Annotated in this window: 12 protein-coding genes; 7 read left to right on the forward strand and 5 right to left on the reverse strand. The window is 72.6% G+C overall.

The genetic code is table 11. The features are described from left to right. The gene (locus ACGFI9_RS20575; RefSeq protein ID WP_393179892.1) at positions 1-1,368 is read left to right on the forward strand and encodes a protein kinase; all 1,368 of its coding nucleotides are present in this window, start codon (positions 1-3) and stop codon (positions 1,366-1,368) included. Next, a complete protein-coding gene (pknB, locus tag ACGFI9_RS20580; RefSeq protein ID WP_393179894.1) occupies positions 1,365-3,176 on the forward strand; it encodes a Stk1 family PASTA domain-containing Ser/Thr kinase in 1,812 nt (603 codons plus the stop codon). Before ACGFI9_RS20575 ends, pknB begins: the two co-directional genes overlap by 4 nt. 121 nt (positions 3,177-3,297) lie before the next feature. Here pknB and ACGFI9_RS20585 read toward each other — a convergent pair whose 3' ends face one another. The 4 genes from ACGFI9_RS20585 to ACGFI9_RS20600 are packed head-to-tail and all read right to left on the reverse strand — an operon-like array spanning position 3,298 to position 6,971. Continuing rightward, on the reverse strand, positions 3,298-3,948 hold the full coding sequence (locus ACGFI9_RS20585) for an aminodeoxychorismate/anthranilate synthase component II (protein ID WP_393179895.1): 651 nt from the start codon (positions 3,946-3,948) through the stop codon (positions 3,298-3,300). 4 nt (positions 3,949-3,952) lie between these two features. After that, on the reverse strand, positions 3,953-4,228 hold the full coding sequence (locus tag ACGFI9_RS20590) for a hypothetical protein (protein WP_393179897.1): 276 nt from the start codon (positions 4,226-4,228) through the stop codon (positions 3,953-3,955). 2 nt (positions 4,229-4,230) lie between these two features. Beyond that, positions 4,231-6,168, reverse strand: coding sequence for a class E sortase (locus ACGFI9_RS20595; protein WP_393179899.1), 1,938 nt, complete (start codon positions 6,166-6,168; stop codon positions 4,231-4,233). Beyond that, positions 6,165-6,971 carry a DUF881 domain-containing protein gene (locus ACGFI9_RS20600; protein ID WP_393179900.1) on the reverse strand — a complete coding sequence of 269 codons (807 nt, stop codon included), beginning with the start codon at positions 6,969-6,971 and terminating at the stop codon, positions 6,165-6,167. The genes ACGFI9_RS20595 and ACGFI9_RS20600 overlap by 4 nt, the downstream gene beginning before the upstream one ends. A gap of 231 nt (positions 6,972-7,202) precedes the next feature. Between ACGFI9_RS20600 and ACGFI9_RS20605 the strand changes: the two genes are divergently transcribed. The 5 genes from ACGFI9_RS20605 (at position 7,203) to ACGFI9_RS20625 (ending at position 13,734) form a co-directional block, all read left to right on the forward strand. Then, positions 7,203-7,466 carry a cell division protein CrgA gene (locus ACGFI9_RS20605; RefSeq protein WP_393179902.1) on the forward strand — a complete coding sequence of 88 codons (264 nt, stop codon included), beginning with the start codon at positions 7,203-7,205 and terminating at the stop codon, positions 7,464-7,466. A 422-nt stretch (positions 7,467-7,888) separates the two neighbouring features. Further along, on the forward strand, positions 7,889-10,090 hold the full coding sequence (locus ACGFI9_RS20610) for a (Fe-S)-binding protein (protein WP_393179904.1): 2,202 nt from the start codon (positions 7,889-7,891) through the stop codon (positions 10,088-10,090). Positions 10,091-10,248: 158 nt separating this feature from the next. After that, positions 10,249-11,556 (forward strand): hemolysin family protein, encoded by a 1,308-nt coding sequence (locus ACGFI9_RS20615; RefSeq protein ID WP_393179906.1) that lies wholly within the window; start codon positions 10,249-10,251, stop codon positions 11,554-11,556. After that, complete coding sequence (locus ACGFI9_RS20620; protein WP_393179908.1) at positions 11,549-12,553, forward strand: hemolysin family protein; 1,005 nt, start codon at positions 11,549-11,551, stop codon at positions 12,551-12,553. Before ACGFI9_RS20615 ends, ACGFI9_RS20620 begins: the two co-directional genes overlap by 8 nt. A gap of 179 nt (positions 12,554-12,732) precedes the next feature. Continuing rightward, positions 12,733-13,734 (forward strand): C40 family peptidase, encoded by a 1,002-nt coding sequence (locus tag ACGFI9_RS20625; protein ID WP_393179910.1) that lies wholly within the window; start codon positions 12,733-12,735, stop codon positions 13,732-13,734. A gap of 64 nt (positions 13,735-13,798) precedes the next feature. Here the strand turns inward: ACGFI9_RS20625 and ACGFI9_RS20630 are convergent, their stop codons facing one another. Beyond that, complete coding sequence (locus tag ACGFI9_RS20630; RefSeq protein WP_393179912.1) at positions 13,799-15,826, reverse strand: N-acetylmuramoyl-L-alanine amidase; 2,028 nt, start codon at positions 15,824-15,826, stop codon at positions 13,799-13,801. Between the last annotated feature and the right edge of the window lie 33 nt (positions 15,827-15,859).

The following is a 15,859-nucleotide window of genomic DNA, read 5'->3' on the forward strand; positions in this document are numbered from 1 at the left end:
ATGCTCAGCCCGGGAGTGCAGCTCGGCAACCGCTACCGCCTCGACGAGCGGATCGCCAGCGGTGGCATGGGCGACGTCTGGCGCGGCACCGATCAGGTGCTGGGCCGGACCGTCGCCGTGAAGAGCCTGCTCCCCGCCCTGCTCGACGAGCCGGGCTTCGCCGAGCGGTTCCGCGGCGAGGCGCGGACGATGGCCACCATCAACCACCCCGGGGTGGTGGACGTCTACGACTTCGGCAGCGACCAGCAGATCGCCTTCCTGGTCATGGAGTACGTCGAGGGCGACGCGCTCTCCTCGACGCTCAGCCGGGTGGGGCGGCTCACCCCGGCCCGGACGATGGCCCTGCTGGCCCAGGCCGCGGACGCGCTGCACGCCGCCCACGAGAAGGGCATCGTGCACCGCGACGTGAAGCCGGGCAACCTGCTGGTCCGCCCGAACGGCACGCTGGTGCTCACCGACTTCGGCATCGCCCGCTCCGACCTGGTGGGCCAGCTCACCGCCGCCGGCTCGGTGCTCGGCACCGCCTCGTACATCTCGCCCGAGCAGGCCACCGGCGCGGTCGCCACCCCCGCCTCCGACGTGTACGCGCTCGGCGTGGTCGCGTACCAGTGCCTCGCCGGCCGGCGGCCGTTCGAGGGGGACAACCCGCTCGAGATCGCCATGAAGCACGTCCGGGAGGCCCCCCGACCGCTCCCCGCCGACATCCCGCCTCAGGTCCGGGCGATCGTCGAGCGGGCCATGGCGAAGGACCCGGCGTCCCGCTGGCCGAGCGCCGCCGCCCTGGCCAGCGTCGCCCGGCAGGCCAAGCTCGCCCTGTCGCAGCAGGCCCGGGGCGGCGCGGGGCACGCCGGGCCGATCTCCGGCGTACCCTCCTCGCCGGCCGCTCCGACGGCCCGGGCGGCGGTCCCCGCCGCGCCGCGCCCGCAGCCCCGCCCGCCGGCGGTGGCCGCCCACCCGCCGGTGGCGTCGCGGCCCGCCGTGGTGGCGCAGCCCGCCCCGCAGCCCCGCCCGGCGGTGGCGCCGCGCGGCGCGGCGACCGTGCCGCCGCCCCGGCAGCACCACCCGCTGGGGTACGCGCGGCCGGCGGCCGCCCCGCCGTCGGCGCCCCGCCGGTCCCGATCCGGCCTGTGGGTCACCGCCGTGGTGGTGGCCGTACTGGTCGTGCTCTGCTCCGGCGTGATTTCGTACTACTACCGGAAGCACGCGGCGGCCGGCCAACCCGGCGCGCTTGCTCCGGTGAGCGTGGCGTCCGGCGCGGTGCGGACGCGCGGTGCGGACGATCTGGTCGGAACGTCGTACCGTCGTGAGGTACGGCTCCAGCCGGCCGGCGGCGAGACGACGACGAGCGAAGGACGAGAGACGCGATGACAGCGCAGGCCCGCCTGCTCGGTGGCAGGTACCAGGTCGGCGAGCTGCTCGGCTACGGCGGCATGGCGGAGGTGCACCGCGGTCGCGATCTCCGGCTCGGGCGGGACGTCGCGATCAAGATGCTTCGGGCGGATCTCGCCCGGGATGCGACGTTCCAGATGCGGTTCCGCCGCGAGGCCCAGAACGCCGCCTCGCTGAACCACCCGGCGATCGTCGCGGTGTACGACACCGGCGAGGAGACCGCACCGACCGGCGAGACGCTGCCGTTCATCGTGATGGAGTTCGTCAACGGACGGACCCTCAAGGAGGTGCTGGGCGCCGAGGGCCGGCTCCAGCCGCGCCGGGCGCTGGAGATCTGCGCCGACATGTGCGCCGCGCTGGAGTTCAGCCACCGGCACGGCATCATCCACCGGGACATCAAGCCGGGCAACGTGATGCTCACCCAGACCGGCCAGGTCAAGGTGATGGACTTCGGCATCGCCCGGGCGCTGGCCAGCGGGGCCACCACGATGACCCAGACCAGCGCCGTCATCGGCACCGCACAATACCTCTCCCCGGAGCAGGCGCGCGGTGAGTCGGTCGACGCCCGCTCCGACGTCTACGCGGCCGGCTGCGTCCTGTTCGAGCTGCTCTGCGGGCACCCGCCGTTCGTCGGGGACAGCCCGGTCAGCGTCGCGTACCAGCACGTGCGGGAGCAACCGCCGACGCCGAGCACCATCAACCCGGACGTCAACCCGGCGGTGGACGCCATCGTCCTCAAGGCGCTGTCCAAGAACCCGCTGAACCGCTACCAGAGCGCCGGCGAGATGCGGGCGGACCTGCTCCGCGCCGCCGCCGGACGTCCGGTGCTGGCCACCCCGGTCATGCCGGCGGACGAGACCGCGGCGATGGCCCCGGCCGCCGCTGCCGGCGGGTACCAGACCCAGGTGATGGGTCCGCAGACCCGCCAGCAGATGCCGGCCCGGGTCGGCGACCCGCGCAAGCGGAAGAGCTCGTCGTGGGTCATCGCCACCTTCGCCGCGCTCGGCGTGCTCGCGGTGATCGCCCTGGCCGCCGCCCTGTACCTGAACCAGAAGGCGGCGAACGAGGTCCGGGTGCCGTCCCTGGAGGGCAAGGCCCAGGCCGTCGCGTTCCAGGAGATCCAGAACGCCGGTCTCGTTCCGGTGCTCGGTGACCAGGTGAAGAACGACACCTGCGAGAAGGGCACCGTGGCCGGCCAGAGCCCGCCGGCCAGCACCACGGTGAAGAAGGGCCAGAACGTCACGATCCAGATCTGCGGCGGCCGGCAGCAGGTCACCATCCCGAGCGGGCTGAAGGGTTCGCAGTTCACGAACGTTCGGCAGCAGCTCGAAGGGTTGGAGCTCAACGTCGAATCCGAGGACGTCGACAGCAGCCTGCCAGAGGGCCTCGTGGTCAGCGTCAACCCGAAGGAGGGCGCGACCGTAGCGGTCGGTTCCACCGTCAAGGTGCAGGTGTCCAAGGGCAACGTCGCCAAGGTCCCGGACGTGGTCGGCCTCCCCAAGGACCAGGCGGAGCGAATCCTGAAGAACGCCGGATACAAGGTGCGGACCCTCGACGGCGACGAGACCACCAACCCGGACCAGGTCGGCAAGGTCAGCAAGCAGAGCCCCGACGCCAACAAGGACTACGCGAAGGGGCGGCAGGTCACCATCTACGTCGACATCGCGCCGCCGGAGCCGACCGAATCGCCGACGTCGCCCAGCCCGAGCGGTTCGCCGACGACGCCGGGCACCGGTGGCGGGTTCCCCTTCCCGACCAGCCCGCCGGAGGGGCTTTCCGGCCAGTGACGTTCAAGGCCCCGACTCCGGTCGGGGCCTTGACGTTCTCACCGACGGGGGTTCAGCGATCCGGCGGTGTGTCGGCGGCCGGGACGGCGCCGCGTACCCGGGTCGGTGCGGGTGAAGCCGGTCAGGCGGTGGCGAAGGCGGCCCGGCGGCGGGCGTCCACCTCGGCGGCCAGCTCCGGGGCCCGCTCCAGCGCCTCCGGGTGCCCGCAGACCGCCAGCCAGTTCGCCAGCATGAGGTGCCCGCCCTCGGTCAGCACCGACTCCGGGTGGAACTGGACACCCTCGATCGGCAGGGTCCGGTGCCGCATCGCCATGACCACGCCGGAGCCCGTCCAGCCGGTCACCTCCAGCTCGTCCGGCAGCGTCTCGGGCAGCACGGCGAGCGAGTGGTAGCGGGTGGCGGTGAACGGGTCGGGCAGGCCGGCGAGTACGCCGACCCCGTGGTGGCTCACCTCGGAGGTCTTGCCGTGCAGCAGCTCCGGCGCCCGGGTGACGGTCGCGCCGAACGCCTCGCCGATCGCCTGGTGACCGAGGCAGACGCCGAAGAGCGGGAGCTTGCCGGCGTACTCCCGGATGACGTCGAGGCAGATGCCGGCGCGGTCCGGGCTGCCCGGCCCGGGCGACAGCAGGACGCCCGCGGCCCCCACCCGGCCGACCTCGGCGACGTCGATCTCGTCGTTGCGTCGCACCTCGCAGTCCACGCCGAGCTGGCCGAGGTACTGCACGAGGTTGAAGACGAACGAGTCGTAGTTGTCGATCACCAGGACGCGCATCGGGTCACCTGTTCGGGGTGGGCGGGGCGTTGTTGGTCTCCGTGCTGTACGGGATGTCCTCCTCGGTCGGGCCCACGCTCGGCACGGTGAGCCCGCCGCCGTCGTCGCCCGGCACGCCCGAGTCCTGGGTGACCTGGACGTCGTCGAAGGGGAGCAGCGGCTCGGCCCACGGGAAGACCACGAACCAGAGCAGGGCGACCGTGGCAGCGGCGAGCAGCAGCGAGCCGATCAGCTTCCCGGCCAGTCCGAACGGCAGCTTGCGCCAGATCCACGCGTACATCGTCAGCCTTCCAGCTCCGGCGGCCGGCCCTCGGACTTCGAGTGACTGGCGGTCTCGTCCAGCTCCGCGTGGATGATCAGGCGTTGGTAGTTGTTGAACTTGGGGTTGCAGGTGGTGAGGGTGAGCAGCTTCTGCGCCGCCGGCTGGCCCGGTTCGAACGGGTTGGGCGCGACGACCTCCACCTGGCTCGGCCGGACGATCCGGGTCTTGACGACGCGGTAGACGTACCAGTGGTCCTTGGTCTCGACCACGATGGGATCGCCGTCGTCGAGCTCGTCCAGCCGCCAGAAGGTGGACCGGATGCGGTGCCCGGCGACGGAGAAGTTGCCGACCTCGCCCGGCATGGCGCTCTTCGGGTAGTGACCGGGGGCGTAACGGATGTCGTCGGGGCTCACCCCCTCGACCACGACCCAGTGCTTGTCGAACTTGGGGATGTAGAGCCCGGCGACCGGCTTGCCCTCCGCCGGCGGCTTCGGCTTCGCGCTGGGGCCGGCGGGTGCGGTCGGGCCGACCGTCGGGTCCGCCCCCCACTCCTGGGCGAGCTGGTTGTTCAGGTCGCTCTGGTGGGCGTCGACGATCACCGTCTTGCCCCAGATCTCGTACCCGGCGAAGAGCAGCACGACCAGGCCGAAGGTGATCAGCACCTCGCCGGTGGCCCGGATACCGGTACGCAGCCGGGAGGCGACGGTGGGACGGGTCAGCTCGGAGTAGACGCTCTTGTACCCCTCGCCGGTCTGCTCGGGTCGGAGCTGCACCACGCGCTCGCCCCGGCGGGGGCGGGGCGGCTCGGCCGGGGTGTCGGGCTCGTCGCCACGGGTCTCGGGCAGCGGGGGCACGGCACCCATCAGCGCGGTGGAGTCGAGGCCGGGAGTGTTCGGCCGTCGGGCGGTGACGGCCGGGAGCACGGCGGTCGCCGACGGATCCGCCGAGACAGCGCCGGCGTCCGCCCGTCCGGGCCCGTCCGCCTGCGGGACGCCACCGGGCGTCGTCGATCGGGGTGCGCCACCGGCCGGCACCGCCGACCGGGGCGTGCCGGCGGCGGCCGGTCCCGCCTCGCGGGCGGCGCTCTGCGTGCCCTCCGCCGCCGCGGAACGGCTCTCCGGTCGGTCGGTCAGCCGGGGGATGATCGCGGTCGGCATGTCGCCGGGGGCGGCCGGCCGTACGCCAGGGGCGGCCGAGGGGGTGGACGGCCGGGCGCCGGACTGATCGGCCGCCGCCGCCGACGCCGACGCCGGCGGCTGCGGTTGCGGCGGGGCGGTGTCGGGCCGGGTCGCGGTCGATCCGCCGGTACCGAACGGGTCGGAAGGACGCGCGGTGGCGGCCGGCCGGTCGGCGGCGTTCGTGGCACCCGCCCGACGGTCGGTGCGGCCGTCGGCGGCGGTCGGGTCCGGGCCGGGCGGGGTGGCCGGGGCGGCCGGGCGCGCGGCCTCCTCGCCCCAGCGTGGCGGCGGCTCGACGGGGAGGCGGCGCGGGGGGTCGGCGGGCGGGCGGTGGCCGGGGCGTTCCGGGCCGGCGGCCGCTGCGGCGCGCGGGTCGTGGGCGGCCGGGGGGATCCACGCCCGGTCGGCGGAGGCCGGGGTGGTCCGGTCGCGGCCGGCGGGGGCCGGCGGGATCAAGCCGTGGTCGGGGGCGGCCGGGGTGGTCCGGTCGCGGTCGGCGGGGGCCGGGCTGATCGGGCGGGGGTCGGCGGAGGCCGGCCCGGTGGGGACGGCCTCGGTACTGCCGCCGAAGAAGGCGGCACGCCGGTCGTCGGCCGGCGTGCGGGGCGCGGCGGGCTGCTGCCCGGCCGGCTCCGGCCAGGGGAGGTCGAGCGCGGGCCGGGCCGGCGGGGCCGGCGGGGCCGGCGGGGCCGGACGCTCGACCCGGGGGATGAACGCGGTGGGGTCGTCGCTGTGGTCGCGGTGGCGCCCGTCCCGCTCCCGGGGGTCCCCGGAGGTCACCGCGGCACCTTCGCGGACCGGAGGGAGGTGGAGTCCTCGAACGCCGGCACGGTGACCGTGGAGACGGTTTCGGAGTAGCCGAGCTGGTAGTGGTCCACCGCTTCCTTGAACAACCGGACTCCCTCGGATGCGGCGAGGGCCCGCTGGAGCGAGGCGGGGTCGCCGATTGCCACGATCTTGAAAGGAGGGGAGTACACCCGGCCGTGCAGCAGCAGGGTGTTACCGACGCAGCGTACCGCGCTGGTGCTGAGGACGCGGACGTTCATGATTGACATGGCCTCGGCTCCGCCCGCCCAGAGGGCGTTCACGACCGCCTGGACGTCGCCCTGGTGGACGACCAGATCATCGTTGCTGGCACCTTTGGGCAGGGTCTGGTCGGCGCGGCGGGGCGCGTCGTTGAGTTCGATGGTGACCCCGGTGCCGGTGAGCGCGGTGAACCCGGCGGCCTGCCGGCTGGCGGCGGCCCGGTCGCGCTGCTCCTTGATCGGACCGTCGGTGTCGGCCAGGGCGGCGGTCTGCTCCTCGACCTCGGCACGCAGCCGGGCGGCCTTCGCCTCGCTCGCCGCGACCTGCTCGCGCCGGTCCTCGATCAGCTGGGTGAGCTGGGGACGGCGGTCCTCCCGCAGCGCGGTGCCGCCGGCGGTGGTCGCGGTCGTGGTGAAGAGCAGGCCCGCTGCGGCGGCGATCAGGGGTACGCCGATCGACCATCCGGGGCGGCGTTGCCGTGGCCGCCGGGGCAGCAGGCCGGCGACCGCCCGCCGGAGGACCTTCTGCCAGGACGCGGCGCCGGACGTGTACTCCACCGGGCGTTCCCTTTCCCGTCGTCTCGTTCCGGTCCGCGAGGGCGCGTACCGGGATGCTCGACCCGAAAAGTCCCCCCCTTTTCGGTCACTCCGCGCACCGGCCTGACCCCATTCGTGGCCTGGACGGTCCGTCGGGACTACGCTAGCTGTCGAACATTATTGGCCATGGACCGTCGCCCCCGCGCCCGGTTGTCAGGCCGGACGAGGTCGTACCCCCCTCTGGAGAGCGTCGTGCCCAAGTCTCAGGTCCGCAAGAAGAAGGTGTACACCCCGCCGACGGACGTGCGTCCGACGGCGACCGCGGCGACGCGCAAGCCTAGCCCGATGTGGCTGCCGATCACCGCGGTCACGCTGATCGTCGTCGGCATCGGCTGGCTGGTCGTGTACTACCTCTCCGAGCAGGCTTACCCGGTCGCCACGTGGGGCTACTGGAACCTCGCGGTGGGCTTCGGCGCGATGGTCGCCTCGCTCATCCTGCTCTCCCGCTGGCGTTGACCCGGTCTGCGACTGCTTCAGCTCGGCGCGTCTGACGCCGCGCAGCGACCTGAAGCGGTCGACTCCGGCCCGGCTCCTCCGACTGCTTCCGGGGCCGGGCCGTCGCCCTGTCTCGCCCCGGTCGGCCCCGCTGACCGGTTCACCGCCGTCCATGCGATGGACGTACGTCACGCCGCCGTGGCCCCTGCTCGGCGTGCGGGGCCATGTCCCCCTAAGGTGTGCGCAGGGCGGCGTGGCCGGATGCGAGATGACTCACGTTACTGCTGGGTAACCTTGCGCGTAGGCTGCACTGCATGACCGAGCGGAGCGAGGTCATCGGCCGGTCCGGTCGGGGTGGCGGTAGCGGCGGAAAGCCGGTCGCCTCCTGAGCCGTTCCCGGTCGCCGAGCCGCTCGACAGGCAGCAGACCGGGAGGCCAACTCGATGGGCAGCGTCCAGATCGTCACCACGATCCTCGCGGCCGCCATCACCGCGGTGGCGGTGTGGCTTGCGGTACGCGCGGTCATGAAGATGACGGCCGTCATCCGGCTCGGGCAACCCGCGCCGGAGCGGTTCGCCGACAAGGGCGCCCGCACGAAGAAGATGCTGGTGGAGACCGCCGGTCACACCCGCATGCTCAAGTGGAGCGTGGTGGGCGCGGCGCACTGGTTCGTGATGGTCGGGTTCATCGTGCTGTCGCTGCTGGTGCTCGAGGCGTACTTCGAGGTGGTGACCCCGGGCGGCGGGCTGCCGATCATCGGGCACTGGACGGTCTTCGGCCTGGCCACCGAGTGGATCGGGATCCTGGGCCTGGCCGGCATCCTGGTGCTGATGGCGATCCGCCTGACCAACCGGCCCAACCGGCCCGGCAACCGCTCCCGGTTCACCGGCTCCACCATGTGGCAGGGCTACTTCGTCGAGTGGGTCGTGCTGCTGGTCCTGATCTTCGGCTTCCTGATCCGCGGCTTCAAGGTCGCCACCGACCACTTCGAGTACCCGGTCTGGGCCACCCCGCTCAGCCACGCGGTCGGCGCCGCGCTCCCGGCCTGGACGGCCGGCGTGAGCGTCGCCGCGCTCATCAAGATCGCGATCTCGATGACCTGGCTCATCGTGATCTCGCTGAACGTCACGATGGGTGTCGCCTGGCACCGCTTCCTGGCGTTCCCCAACATCTTCTTCAAGCGGGAGCCGGAGAAGCCGGCCGGCTCGGGCCTCGGCCCGCTGCGCCCGATGATGAGCGACGGCAAGCCGCTCGACTTCGAGGAGGCCGACCCGGAGAAGGACCAGTTCGGCGTCGCCCAGGTCGAGCAGTTCACCTGGAAGGGCCTGCTGGACTTCAGCACCTGCACCGAGTGCGGTCGTTGCCAGTCGCAGTGCCCGGCCTGGAACACCGGCAAGCCGCTCTCGCCGAAGCTGCTGGTGCTCAGCCTGCGTGACCACGCGTACGCCAAGGCGCCGTACCTGCTGGCCGGCGGCGGCAAGGACCTGACCGGCGAGGAGAAGGCGACCCAGGAGCAGCTCGCGCACGTCGACGTGCTGGCCCTGGCCGAGGCCGACCGGCCGCTGATCGGCACCGCCGAGGAGGGCGGCGTCATCGACCCGGACGTGCTCTGGTCCTGCACCACCTGCGGCGCCTGCGTCGAGCAGTGCCCGGTGGACATCGAGCACGTCGACCACATCGTCGACATGCGTCGCTACCAGGTGCTGATCGAGTCGAGCTTCCCGTCCGAGGCCGGCGTCATGCTCCGCAACCTGGAGAACAAGGGCAACCCGTGGGGCGCCCCGCAGAACACCCGCGAGGACTGGACCAAGGGCCTGGGCTTCGAGGTGCCGCGGGTGGGCGAGGTCGAGGACTTCGAGTACCTGTTCTGGGTCGGCTGCGCCGGCGCGTTCGAGGACCGGGCCAAGAAGACCACCCGCGCGGTCGCCACGCTGCTGCACGAGGCCGGCGTCTCCTTCGCCATCCTCGGCGAGGGCGAGACGTGTTCCGGTGACCCGGCCCGCCGGATCGGCAACGAGTTCGTCTTCCAGATGCTCGCCCAGCAGAACGTCGAGACGTTGAACGAGGCGTTCGAGGGCCGGGAGAAGAGCAAGCGCAAGATCGTGGCCACCTGCCCGCACTGCTTCAACACCCTGGGCAACGAGTACGGCCAGCTCGGCGGCGAGTTCGAGGTGGTCCACCACACCCAGCTCCTGGCGCACCTGGTGGCCACCGGCAAGCTCACCCCGGTGCAGCCGTTGGACGGCGGCCTCACCTACCACGACCCCTGCTACCTGGGCCGGCACAACCGGGTCTTCACCCCGCCGCGCGAGGTGCTGGGGGCCGCCCTCGGCTCCGCCGAGATCACCGAGATGCCGCGCAACAGCGAGCGCTCCTTCTGCTGCGGCGCCGGCGGCGCCCGGATGTGGATGGAGGAGAAGATCGGCAAGCGGATCAACGTGGACCGGGTCGAGGAGGCCATGTCCACCGGCGCGAAGACCATCGCGGTCGGCTGCCCGTTCTGCTCGACGATGCTCAACGACGGGGTCAACGGCAAGGGCGCCGGCGAGCAGGTCGAGGTCGTGGACGTGGCCAGCGTGCTGCTCCGCTCGGTCAAGCCCGAGGACACCGCGGGCGAGAAGGAGACCGCCGGCGCCGCCGGCTGAGCGGGCCCGTACGACGACGGACGCGGCGCCACCCACCCGGTGGCGCCGCTTCCGTCTCCACGCGGCCCGGACCTGCGCGCTCGTGCGGGCTGGCGGGGCCGTGTAAGAATCCCGTCCGAGGTGAGGCGAACATCGACGCCCTTCTGGTCACCGCGCTGTTGCCCCTGGTCGGCTTCGCCCTGCTGACCGTCGGCAACGCGTTCTTCGTCGCGGCCGAGTTCGCCCTGGTCACCGTGGACCGCGCGGAGATCGACCGGCGGGCCGGCGAGGGTGACGGCCGGGCCGCCACCGTACGCCGGGCGCTGCGCGAGCTGTCCTTCCAGCTCTCCGGCGCACAGCTCGGCATCACCATCACCGCACTGCTCACCGGCTACCTGGCCGAGCCCGCCCTGGCCCGGCTCTTCGCCCCGCTGCTGCGCCCGGTCGGCGGGGCGGAACGGTTCAGCGGGCTGCTCGCCCTGGCCCTGGCCACGCTGATCTCCATGCTCTTCGGCGAGCTGGTCCCCAAGAACCTGGCGCTGGCCCGGCCGATGCCGGCCGCGCTCGCCACCGCCGGGCCGATGCGGACCTTCTCCCGCACCTTCGGTTGGCTGATCCGGCTGCTCAACGACTCGGCGAACCGGCTGGTCCGCCGGCTCGGCGTGGAGCCGCAGGAGGAGCTGGCCAGCGCCCGGTCCCCGGAGGAGTTGGGGCTGCTCGCCGCGATCTCGGCCCGGGCCGGCGCGCTACCGCCCGACACCGCGATGCTGCTGCGCCGGACCATCCGCTTCGGCGACAAGCGGGCCGCCGAGGCGATGACCCCCCGGGTGGACGTGGTCGCGCTGCGCGCCACCGCCACCGTCGCCGAGCTGCTGGACCTGTCCCGGCAGACCGGCCGGACCCGGTTCCCGGTCTACGAGGAGACGCTGGACCTGGTCACCGGCGTGGCCGGGGTGCCGGACGCGCTCGGCGTACCGCTGGCCAGCCGGGGGTCGACCACCGTCGCGGCGGTCGCCCGCGAGCCGGTGTACGTCCCGGAGAGCCTCGACCTCGACGGCGTGCTGGCCGCGCTCAAGGACGCCGGCGCCGACCTGGCCATCGTGGTCGACGAGTACGGCGGCACGGACGGCGTGGTGACCGTGGAGGACCTGGTCGAGGAGCTGGTCGGCGAGATCGCCGACGAGTTCGACCCGGACGCGGTGGACGATCTCGGGCCGGTCGAGCTGACCGTGCCCGGCGGCGAGCGGACCGTCCTGGTGGACGGCGTGCTGCGCGAGGACGAGCTGGCCGAGCAAACCGGCTTCCGGCTGCCCGAGGGGCCGTACGAGACCCTGGCGGGCTTCCTGATGGCCCGGCTGGGGCACATCCCGGTCCCCGGCGAGACCGTCGAGGAGGCCGGCTACGAGTTCACCGTCATCGAGGTCGAGCGGCACCGCGTGGAGCAGGTCCGGGTGGTCCGCCCCGAGGAGCCCGACGGCGATGAGTGAGCTCCTGGTCGCCGTCCTGCTGCTGCTCGGCAACGCCTTCTTCGTGGGCAGCGAGTTCGCCCTGATCGCCTCCCGGCGTACGGTGATCGAACCGCTCGCGGCCGGATCCAAGCGGGCCCGCTGGGCGCTGTCGGCGATGAACCAGATCCCGTTGATGATCGCCGGGGCGCAGCTCGGCATCACGGTCTGCTCGCTCGGCCTCGGCGCGATCGCCGAGCCGGCGCTGGCCCACCTGCTGGAGGCGCCGTTCGAGGCGCTCGGCCTACCGGCCTCCGGCGTGCACCCGGTGGCGTTCGTGATCGCCCTCGGCGTGGTGGTCTTCCTGCACACCGTGGTCGGCGAGATGGTGCCGAAGAACATCACCCTGGCCGGTCCGGAGCCGTCGGCGCTCTGGCTCGGCCCGGTGATGCTGGCCTTCTGCGTCGCCACCAAGCCGCTGCTGCTGGCCATGAAGTGGTCGGCCCGGCAGGTGCTGCGGCTGTGGCGGGTGGAGGCGACCGACGCCGTGAAGACCGTGTTCACCGCGGAGGAGTTGGCCGGGCTGGTCTCGCAGGCGCGTACCGAGGGGCTGCTGGACGCGGAGGAGCACGCGCGGATCACCGGCGCGCTGGCCCTGCACAGCCGTACCGCAGCGGACGCCCTGCAACCCTGGTCGACGGTCACCACGGTGGCCGAGGACGTCTCACCGGCCTCGCTGGAGGTGCTGGCGACCCGGACCGGCCGGTCCCGCTTCCCGGTGGTGCAGCGGTCCACCCGCCGGGTGCTCGGCTTCGTGCACGTGAAGGACGTGCTCGGGTACGCGGGCGCGAGCCGGCGGGCCCCGGTGCCGGTCGAGGTCTACCGGCCGCTGGCGGTGGTGCCACCCGACCGTACGCTAGCCGACCTGTTGCTCTCCATGCGGCGCGAGCGACGGCACATGGTGCTGGTGAGCGACGGTCGTCGGCCCCTCGGTGTGGTGACCCTCGATGACGTATTGACCGCAATCGTTGGAAAGTGAATGAATACCCTTGGTGCGCAAGCGGTTGCGCAAACGTGATTGACCAAAAGGTCGCCTTGATTCCACCCGGGTGCCTTCCCTAATGTGGGGCACCGACCGCTGTGGGTCGTCTGCCTCCACCTTCCCCCTCGCGAGGCGCCCGGCGGTCGGTTGCAAAGGAGTCCGTGCCGGTGGCAACCATGCCCCCTCATCGTCACGCCCCGAGCCAGCCGCCCGCCCGACCGGTCGCGGCACGCCGGGTCGTACGCCGTCTCCTCACCCTGGTCGCGGCCGTCGCGGTCGGCGCCGGGCTGCTGGCGGCTCCGGCGCACGCGGCGCCGTCGGTGGATGAGATCGACGCGCAGATCGACAAGCAGTGGGAACAGCTCGAGCCCACCATCGAGAGCTACAACAAGATCCGCTCCCAGCTGAAGGCCAACCAGAAGAAGTCGGCGGACCTCCAGAAGAAGATGGTGCCGCTGGAGCTGGAGTCGGCCCTGGCGATGAACCGGGTCGGTGACCTGGCCGCCCGGTACTACATGGAGGGCCCGTCCCAGGAGATCGGCGCCCTGCTGGTGAGCACCAAGCCGGGCACGCTCGGTGAGCAGCTCGTCATCCTCGACCGGCTGGCCGCGCAGCAGCGCAAGCAGGTGGCCGGCGTGCTGGCCATCCGCGACAAGTACAACGCGCAGAAGCAGAAGCTGGACGCGCTGATCGCCACCCAGATCAAGCAGCGCGACCAGCTGGCGGCGAAGAAGAAGCAGATCGACTCCGAGATCAAGCGGCTCACCGCGATGCTGCCGGTGACCTCGGTACGGGTCGAGGGTTGTCCGAGCATCGACGGCGTGGTGAGCAGCGCCGCCCGTACCGCGATCAGGGTCGCCTGCGCGCAGGTCGGCAAGTGGTACGAATGGGGCGCCACCGGCCCGAACACGTTCGACTGCTCCGGCCTCACCCAGTACGCCTACAAGGCGGCGGGCATCTACCTGACCCACTTCACCGGTGCGCAGTGGAACGAGGGCCGGCCGGTGTCCCGCGCCGAGGCCCGCCCCGGTGACCTGGTCTTCTTCTACAGCGACCTGCATCACATGGGTCTCTACCTCGGCAACGGGCTCATGGTGCACGCGCCCCGCACGGGTAAGCAGATCCAGGTCGCGAAGATCAGCTACATGCCGGTAGCCGGCTTCCGCCGGGTCACCTGACCTCCCTCAGCAGCACGAAGGCCCCCGGTCCACGCGGACCGGGGGCCTTCGCCGTCGGGACCGGTTACGCCGGCGCGCCGACCGATGCCGGCTGGATCTCCACGTCGTCGAGGTTGACGAACATCACCCGGTGGCCGAACTGCACCTGCACGTACTTGTTCTCGCCCCGGATGACGGTCCAGTCACCCGGCGCCGAACCGTCGAACGTGACGGCCCGGTAGTACTCGCCCGGCAGGACCCCGCCGACCGCGTACCGCTGGCCCGCCGGGAACTTGTACTGCAGCGGCGAGATGGTCTGGTACGGCACCCCGGCCGGGTACGCCGCCCGCTCGGGGTAGGCCCGCCCGTACACCGGGATGGTGGCCTTCCCGGGCTTGGGGGTCACCACGAAGCCCTCGGCCCACTTGGCCGTGGGCGCCGAGGCCGGGTTGTAGAACCACGCCTTCTGGCCGAGGTACCAGATCGCCGTCCAGTCGCCCTGGACGCCGGCGAGGGCGTACGTCTGACCGGCGGACGCGCGGGCGCCGTGGTCGGAGATGTACATGGTGTCCGGCGTGCCGTTCGGGCGCAGCCCGAGGTCGTTCACCAGCGGCGCGTCCACGCTCGGCGCGGTGCGCAGGATGACCGAGGAGGAACCGCGCAGCGGGCACGGGGCTGCCGGCGGGGTCGGCTTCGGAACGCCCGGCGGCTGCTGGTTGCAGCCGTAGAACGCCGGCTGGTTGGTGGCGTAGTCCGGGTCGATGGTGACCAGGCCGGTGTGCGGCGTGGCGGTGCCCTGGAACGGCGCCTTCATCAGGTCGAAGTAGTGCGACCAGTCCCAGTACGGGCCCGGGTCCCAGTGCATCCCGGCCACGTTTCCGGCGGTGGTGCCGGGGACATTGTCGTGGCCCAGGATGTGCTGCCGGTCCAGCGGGATCTGGAACCGCAGCGCCAGGTGCCGGACCAGCTTGGCGGAGGCCCGGTACATCGCCTCGGTGTACCAGGTGCCGTGGCCGGCGAAGCCCTCGTGCTCGATGCCGATGGACTTGGCGTTGACGTACCAGTTGCCGGCGTGCCAGCCGACGTCCTTGGCCTTGATGTGCTGGGCGACGTAGCCGTCCACCGAGCGCAGCGTGTAGTGCCAGCCCAGGTAGGTCACGGTCTGCACCAGCTTCACGCTCGGGCCGAAGTAGCCCTCGGTGTCGTGGATGATGATGTACTCGATCTTCTGCTGGGCCGGCCGGTTGGCGAGGTCGTAGTTGCCGTAGTCGCCGGCGCCCGGGCCGTACTTCCCGTACGGCGCGGGGATCCACTCGCAGGCCAGGCGGACCGGGCACTCCAGCCCGTCCGGCCGCTCGGCGCGGCGCAGGCCCAGCTTGTGCAGCCCGGACTCGTCCGGCGTCACCGCGGTGGCCGCGAGGGTCACCCGCTGGCCGTCGTCGGTGGTCCGGGCGGCGCCCTGGCCGATCTGGTCGTAGACCTCGTCGGCGAAGGCCGCCGCCGCGTCCTCGGTGTCCGCGCCGGAGTATCGGGCCACCGCCCCGTACCAGGCCGCCGGGTCGCTGTCCGCGCCGACCGGACCACCCAGGTCCTTCTGGTACGACGCGAGCAGCGCCGCGCCGCCCCGGATGTTCGCGGCGGCGTCGGTGCGCAGCGTCTCCACCGGGATGCCGGTGAGCGCGGCGGCGGCGTCGACGGTCTGCAGGGACGCCTGGGGCAGCACGTCGCCGGAGGGCGCGGCGGCGACGGCCGGGTCGAGCGTGAGCGGGCGGGAGTCGTCGCCGCGCGGGTCCTCGTTCTCGTCCACGTGCGAGCTGGACGGGGTCGAGGCGACCTGCTCGGCATCGGTCAGGTGCATCGGCCCGTAGCCGCCGCTGGTGCTGGGCTGGCCCGGGTGGGTGTCCCAGCGGGACTCCAGGTACGAGACGCCCAGCAGGACGCTCTGCGGCACGCCGTACTGGTCGGCCGCGGCGGCGTACTGCTGCTGCCGGTCGGCGGTGTCGGTGGTGGATGGTTCGGCGGCCACCGGGCCGGTGGCGCCGAGGGCGGTGGCTGCCGCGACGGCGGCGGCCAGCAGTATCCGTCTGCCCGACGGCGGGGGTGAGAGGTGCATCAAACCTCCAGACAGGGATGGGGGTCACTGCGC

The sequence above is a fragment of the Micromonospora sp. NPDC048930 genome, assembly GCF_043197935.1.
Classification (GTDB): Bacteria; Actinomycetota; Actinomycetes; order Mycobacteriales; family Micromonosporaceae; genus Micromonospora.